At 67.8% G+C, this 6,035-nt stretch carries 8 protein-coding genes and 2 pseudogenes; 3 read left to right on the top strand and 7 right to left on the bottom strand.

The window, feature by feature from the left end; translation table 11 throughout:
• The first annotated feature begins 131 nt into the window (after nt 1-131).
• Together ACWEKM_RS35225 and ACWEKM_RS35220 are read left to right on the top strand one after the other, a co-directional pair.
• The gene (locus ACWEKM_RS35225) at nt 132-422 is read left to right on the top strand and encodes a hypothetical protein (RefSeq protein WP_451625339.1); all 291 of its coding nucleotides are present in this window, start codon (nt 132-134) and stop codon (nt 420-422) included.
• On the top strand, nt 419-766 hold the full coding sequence (locus tag ACWEKM_RS35220; RefSeq protein ID WP_451625338.1) for a hypothetical protein: 348 nt from the start codon (nt 419-421) through the stop codon (nt 764-766). The genes ACWEKM_RS35225 and ACWEKM_RS35220 overlap by 4 nt, the downstream gene beginning before the upstream one ends.
• 80 nt (nt 767-846) lie before the next feature.
• Here the strand turns inward: ACWEKM_RS35220 and ACWEKM_RS35215 are convergent, their stop codons facing one another.
• The 3 genes from ACWEKM_RS35215 to ACWEKM_RS35205 form a co-directional block, all read right to left on the bottom strand.
• Nucleotides 847-1,146: a hypothetical protein gene (locus ACWEKM_RS35215; RefSeq protein ID WP_451625341.1), complete on the bottom strand. Its 300-nt coding sequence runs from the start codon at nt 1,144-1,146 to the stop codon at nt 847-849.
• Nucleotides 1,056-1,568 (bottom strand): ISL3 family transposase, encoded by a 513-nt coding sequence (locus ACWEKM_RS35210; RefSeq protein WP_451625337.1) that lies wholly within the window; start codon nt 1,566-1,568, stop codon nt 1,056-1,058. The genes ACWEKM_RS35215 and ACWEKM_RS35210 overlap by 91 nt, the downstream gene beginning before the upstream one ends.
• A 426-nt stretch (nt 1,569-1,994) precedes the next feature.
• Nucleotides 1,995-2,129 carry a hypothetical protein gene (locus tag ACWEKM_RS35205; RefSeq protein ID WP_451625336.1) on the bottom strand — a complete coding sequence of 45 codons (135 nt, stop codon included), beginning with the start codon at nt 2,127-2,129 and terminating at the stop codon, nt 1,995-1,997.
• Nucleotides 2,130-2,170: 41 nt separating this feature from the next.
• Here ACWEKM_RS35205 and ACWEKM_RS35200 point away from each other — a divergent pair, with 41 nt between their 5' ends.
• Complete coding sequence (locus ACWEKM_RS35200; protein WP_451625335.1) at nt 2,171-2,350, top strand: hypothetical protein; 180 nt, start codon at nt 2,171-2,173, stop codon at nt 2,348-2,350.
• Between the two features lie 515 nt (nt 2,351-2,865).
• Here ACWEKM_RS35200 and ACWEKM_RS35195 read toward each other — a convergent pair.
• The 4 genes and pseudogenes from ACWEKM_RS35195 to ACWEKM_RS35180 all read right to left on the bottom strand — a co-directional run bounded on the left by ACWEKM_RS35195 (nt 2,866) and on the right by ACWEKM_RS35180 (nt 6,013).
• Entirely contained in the window at nt 2,866-3,132 is a 267-nt protein-coding gene (locus ACWEKM_RS35195; RefSeq protein WP_451625334.1) for a hypothetical protein, read from the bottom strand.
• Between the two features lie 11 nt (nt 3,133-3,143).
• Nucleotides 3,144-3,959: pseudogene (locus ACWEKM_RS35190) on the bottom strand (helix-turn-helix domain-containing protein); the annotation flags it as partial.
• A 102-nt stretch (nt 3,960-4,061) separates the two neighbouring features.
• On the bottom strand, nt 4,062-4,376 hold the full coding sequence (locus ACWEKM_RS35185; protein WP_451625333.1) for a hypothetical protein: 315 nt from the start codon (nt 4,374-4,376) through the stop codon (nt 4,062-4,064).
• Nucleotides 4,377-4,557: 181 nt separating this feature from the next.
• Nucleotides 4,558-6,013, bottom strand: a pseudogene (locus ACWEKM_RS35180) (NF041680 family putative transposase).
• Nucleotides 6,014-6,035 lie beyond the last annotated feature (22 nt).

The raw sequence follows: 6,035 nt of genomic DNA, 5'->3' as shown, positions 1-6,035 counted from the left end.
CTTGCCGACGGCGGCCCGGTGGGCGGCCTGCGCGGCCTTCACGATGTCGTCGCGGTCGTACGAGGATCCGCCGACGCGCTGCGCGGCGTGCGGAGCGCCTGGGCTCCCGCCCCCACCCGTACGCCGTCGCGGTGCCCGCCGCCTCGAGGTCGTCGCATCCGCAGTCGTTGCGCGCCGGGCGGCAGGACGGCCGCCTCCTGGAGCCGGAGACCGGCATCGACGTCGACGCGGTGGAGCAGACCCGCCAGACCCTCGAAGCCGCCGCTGCGAAGGTGGCCGCCACGCTCCGGGACAGCAGGCGGGCGCGCGAGGCCGCCTACGGCCTGCGTCCGCAGCCCGCCCCGGCGGCGGTCCTGCCGCCGCACACCCAGCAGCCCGGCGTACAGCACACGCCGGGCCGGAGTTCAGGAGGAGTCGCGTGAGCACCCCGGAAGAACAGCCCAACGCCGAAGAGGCCCTCGCCTGCGCCCGTGCCGCCCGCGCGGAGATGGCCGCCGCGCTCGATGAGGACCAGGAGCCCGAGGCCGATGCGCCCGTGGGGTGGCAGCCGATCTGGAAGCGCCCCCGGAAGCCGAAGTCCAAGGCCGCGAAGAAGCAGGAGCTGCGCAAGCAGCGCCGACGGCTCCAGGACGCCGCCAGGCGCCGCCTCGCCGCGGGGAACTCGCGCCGGCCCCGCTCCCGGCAGAGCCGGATCGGCAACGCGGCCGCGCGCCGCGACGCCCGAGCCCTGTCCCGGGTGCGGCACTCCACCGCCTGGCTGTGGTGACGATGCCGGGCATCGTCCACCGAGTGGAACCCGCGATGTTCTGCATCCGGTGGCGATGCCCGACATCGAGTGGGCTCCACTCAGTGGACTCCACTCCGGTGCCCCGGATGACGACGGACGCTTCGATCTCCGGCCACCAGCGGTCGCCGGTGCTGCCGCACCTCGGGGATGTCGGAGTCCGCGCACCACGTGAGGAACTTCCAGCGAGCGTGGCCGGCTTGGTGGCGGTCAGCGCCGGTTCTCGCCAGGGCGAGGAGGTTGCGCAGGTTCTCCTTGGCGATCCATGCCGTCAGCAGTGTCTGGCCGATCGTCCCCTCGCCCAGCAGCGTGTTCCACATCGTGGCGAACTGCTCGTCGGTGAGGTCCTCGCGGTTGCGCAGCAGGCGCCGCCTGGCTTTCCATTCCGGGTCACTGGCGCGTCCGCGTCGGCCGCGCACTCGGCGGTGGTGCGGCGCCGGACCATGGACAGCATCTTGTTGGCGAGCTGGACGACGTGGAAGTGGTCGACCACGACGGTGGAGTGCGGGAGGCCGGTGCGGACGGCGGCGCGGTAGGTGGTGGACATGTCGATGGCCACGTACTCGATGCTCTTTCTCCAGGTCAGCGGGGTGGCCGCGAGCCAGGCGAGCACATCGGCGACGGTGCGGCCCTCGACCTGGCCAAGCAGGCCGCCGGTGCCGAGCGCGTCGACGAACCCCGTTGCTTGCTTACCGCGACGGACGCCCGGCGTGTTACCTCGTCCGGGTGACCGCAGGCCGAAGGTCGGGCCTGTTGGTGGTGCACAGGCAATCATCAGGAACATGAAGAGGACTCTCGCTGTCGTCTCACTGGTTCTGGCCACCCTTGCCCTGGCTGTACCTGCGGAGGCAGCCCCCGAGGAGACCCCGGCGCTGGTATGCGGGCTGGGTACCGTTGACCTGACCAACCCCCCGCCTGGTTATCCCGTCGATGTGATCAACGAAGCCGCGAGGAGGCTAGGGCTGGCAGAACCCAACGCTGCCGGCCTTTCTTGCGACACCTCCGTACAGACCACCCCCTCCTCTGGTACTCACCCCTACCCCAGTCAGGATGGGTCCCGCGCGGTCGTGCTCCGTGCCAGCGCAACCGCCCGGTACCAGGAGTACTGCACCAACTCGGTCAGTTTTGTTGGCCAGCTGCCCGGTGTGCCAGGGGACAGGCTCATCGTGATTGGATCCGGCTGCACCGTGGAATTGAATCCGATCGCCGTCTAGCAAACGGTGATGAACCTGCCGTTGACCGCCGAAAAGGGGGGGGCGGAGGAGATACTGAGCAGGCCCGGGACCAGCTCAGCGAAGACGAACAAGCAGCCGCCGAGCACCTCGCCGATCTTGCCGACAAGCACGCCGAGCGAGCCTCCTGCGCAGCAGAGGTGTTCGGCTTCACTTGTCGGACGAGGACCGGCGCGGGCTGACCGCGCTCTTCTGGTCGAACATCAACCCGTACGGCACGTTCCGGCTGGAGATGGACAAGCGGCTCGACTTCGCCCTGCCCACGGTGCCGCCTCCCCGGACACCGGCCAGCGCTGCCGGCCAACCAGCAATCGGGTCCCGCCACGCCCGCTGAACAAGTACGGACGCTGGATCAGCGCCGCCGACACCACCGCCTTCGCCAAGGACGGGGGCTCTCCAACCGCGGCTCTTGGGTTCGCGTGCGCCCTGCACGCCCTCAGCGAGGTCAAGTCGGTGAAGTGACCTTGTACTTGAGGCCATCGTCGCCCAAGGACCACAGAACAACTGTGCGCCCTTCCGGGAGGTTCTTCCGGCAGTAGGCCCAATGGTCGTTCGCGCCGGCGCGGGATATGCATTGCCCCCTACGAGTGCCTACGTCCCACCAGGCAGTTGAAGGGTTCCCATCACGGTCCAGGTCCTTCACCCAGAAATCGTCGGTGGCCCTGTTGTAACAGACCTCACCGTTGTTACTTGACACGCATTTGCTGTACGTCCAGTCGGGATGCCCGCCTTCGAGCTTCTCGGCGACATCCACCTCCAGCTCGGGAGCAGCCGACGCGAGTGGCGTGGTGACACCAAGGATTGCCGCGCTGACTGCCAGCGGGGTAAAGATCCTGACCAATCGCCTCTTCACTGCGCTCCCTCGTTGTGCCGGTCAGTGTGGAAAAGGGCGGTGTTCATGGCAGTTCTCGTGATCCGCAAAGCAAGTTCCTTTCGAGTCTGCGATTTGGGCGTGCGAATCCACGAAGACTCGAAGATCGCCCGCTTGACCTGGCCAAACTCCCTCTCAGAGCCCTGACCTTCGATCAGCTCGGTCTTGAAGACGCCGTTCAGGGCCTCGACCAGCGTCGATTCACCAGGGTGGCCAAGAAGCCCTGGAGTGTCATTAGCAGACAATCCTCAGTTCCTTAGCGGCCAGTCTCCCGGCACTGCGAAGTGGCAAGGCGACGGTAGTCCTTGGGCGGGATGCCGTAGGCGGTACGGAACGCCCGGCTGAAGTCGGCGGCTCGTGGGAAACCCCAGCGAGAGGCAATCGCGTGGATGGGAGTGCTGTGCAGATTGGGGTCTGCCAGATCGCGGCGGGTGTGCTCCAGGCGCTGGCTACGGATCCAACCACCAATCGACTCTTCTTCGTGCTCAAAGAGGCGGTACAGGTGGCTGCGGGAGATGTGATGCGCAGCGGCAATGGTGCTTGGAGTCAGGTGTGGATCTTGAAGGTTCCTCTGGATAAAGGTACGGATACGTAAAATCAAGGTCTGCCGGTGAGTTTCTGGTGGGAGGGAGCTGTCTGCTTCGAGGGCGTGGGCGAACAGCGCGGACAGCAGGTCGACCACCACTGAGCCGAGCCGCGGCCCGTCGGAGGGTTGGTAGGAATCGGTGCCCCGTGCAAGCTGGGTGAGCAGTTGGGCTAACAGGGCGCCGAATCCTTCCTGCGCTGACAACCGCAGACCAGTCACCTGGTCGAGCCGGTTCCGTGGGAGAGGCAGCAGCGCTTTGGGGACCTCTAGCCCAACTCCCGTATGGGGAAGGGAGTCGTCGCCCCCATGAACATCGACGGAGCGAGATGTGTCGACGACACACAGGCTGCCCGGACCGTGCACAACCTCCTCCATGCCCCGGACCGTGCGTAATGCCCCGCTCAACGGGAGAGAGACGTGCAGCCCCTCAGGGTCAGATTGCCGGATGAGCTTCGGCGTCCGCCGAAAGCACACTGGCCGGCGGCTCACCCGCCGCGAGGCCCGGCCCGCCGAACGGCGCGACGTCAGCCCCCACAGGCCGCCTGACCTGCGCAGGTTTCAGAAATCGGACTTCGCCCGAGGCGCTGATCACTCCGTCTGCGGGCCGTCGCCTTTCCCGAACCGCTGGTGCCAGCGGTGGGCGCCGAGGTTCTGCCACAGCACCCCGAGCTCGATCTCGCCCTCAGTGAGCCCGGTCTCCTCAGCCAACTCCTCCGGGCTGATCCTTCCACCGTGAGCCTCGATCGCCCGGCCGATCTTTCCTGCCCACAGCTCGGCGTCCACGAACGGCCGCTGTTTGTACTGTTCGACCAGTTCAGCCAGGTGCTCGCGCGAGCAAGCGGTGATGAAGCGCTTCCCGTCGAACTTCGCGTCATGGGCGTGGACCACGGAGGAGTCCGGCACGAGTGCATTGTTCCGTCGGAGACGACCGTCCCGCAGAGATCGCACAGTTCCGGCAGACCCTAACCCTCGTCCGGTTCGTTGCTGTCTGGCACCCTTCATGTCTACCTCTCCGCATCCCCTCAGCACCCCCACGGCGGCGTTTTGACGCGAACGCTTCAGGAATAGGCACTCAGCTTGTTCTTTATGGTCTGAGTCGGTTTCGTTCGATGATGGTTTCTGGTCGTTTCACGGTTTTGCCCATGCCGTAGTGGGTGGCGGGTCGCCGGTTCTTCGAGCCAAGTGGCCTTCCAGGACCGGGCGTTGAGGGTTTTGGCGCACGGGCCGGGCAGAGCAGGTGCGGGCGGAGGTTTCTGAACCCCCGGCGGACCCGGGCCGGGGTGAGCCTGCCGGGCTCGGCCGGCTTCTCCCACGGCCGTCTCAGATCGGTGGCGGCCCGGCGAAGGAGGCGGAGCTGGGTGTGTGCGGCGATCACGATCCAGGTCCAGCGTTCACCGGCCTCGGGGGTGCGGAGCTTCGGCCGGGTCCAGCCCAGGGTCTGCTTCATGAGCCGGAAGGTGTGTTCCAGGTCGAAGCGCCTCAGGAACGCCTGCCAGCGGACATCGACGTCTTCCGCGCTCAGTCCGGTGGCCGACGACCACAGCCAGAGCGGCAGCGGGTCCTGGCCGCCGGGAAGGCGGTCGACCTGGAGGCGGATCAACGTGCCCTCGATGACGGGGAGTTCGCCGGTGTGGTCGATCCAGGCGGAGCGTGTGGTCAGGCGGGGGTGGATGCGGTCCCAGGACATCGCGCGGGCGGTGCCGTACCGGTCGGTGACCTGCGTGGTGGCCGCGTCCGGGTCGCCCCAGGTCTCGGGCCTGGCGAAGCGGAACTCCTTGCCGTGCTTCGGCCTCCGTCCGCCCTGGGGGTAGGCCAGGGAGTACTCCTTGAGCGTGGGCGTGCGCCGTCGCATGACGCGGTCGGAGCGCATTCGCCCGAGGACCTCGACAGGGAGGCCGGCCAGGAGGTGGGCCATGCGCGGGGCGTCGTATCCGGCGTCGAACACGATCAGGATGTCGCGGTCGCCCGCGTGCCAGCGGCCCATCTCGATCAGGTCGGTGACGACCCGGCGGACCTGCGCGGCAGTGACCTCGGCGACGTCGTCCTCGTGGCCCGAGGCGGACGGCGTCCAGGAGTTGGCACCAGGACGTCCGGCCCGATTCCAGGGCGGCGACGAAGGAGTACGGCCAGCCGGGGATGAACTGGTCCGAGGTCCGTCCGTTGCGGCCGTAGACGTGGCAGAACAGACGCTCCGCGCTGGTGGGGGCGTCGGGGCGGAGCCAGTTGCTGATGTCGACGGCGAGGACCAGGCGGCCGTCGGCGGCCTGCGGCATGGGAAGGCCCGCCAGCACCTGCCGCAGCCGGGGCACGTCCACGGTCCCGTTGTTCAGCGCGTCGTACATCGCGCCGTGCCCGCGTTGGTGCTCGGCCACCAGCGTCAGGTCCACCGGTGTCCTTACCGGGCCGTCCGCGCACAGCAACGCGTCGGCGAGGTCGAACAGTTCGTCCCCGCGCGCGGTCAGGCAGTCGAATAAGTCCTCCCGGAAGCGTGACGCCTTCGCGAACGCTTCCCCGGGACCGGTGTCAGGCAGCAGACTCACCCTCACGGCCTTCGTCTTGGTC

The sequence above is a fragment of the Streptomyces sp. NPDC004752 genome (assembly GCF_053601275.1).
This window is presented reverse-complemented; position numbering and strand designations above follow the sequence as displayed.

Coding starts and splice junctions, on each gene's coding strand:
- ACWEKM_RS35210 (WP_451625337.1), bottom strand. CDS start 1,568: ATGTTCCTGATGATTGCCTGTGCACCACCAACAGGCCCGACCTTCGGC.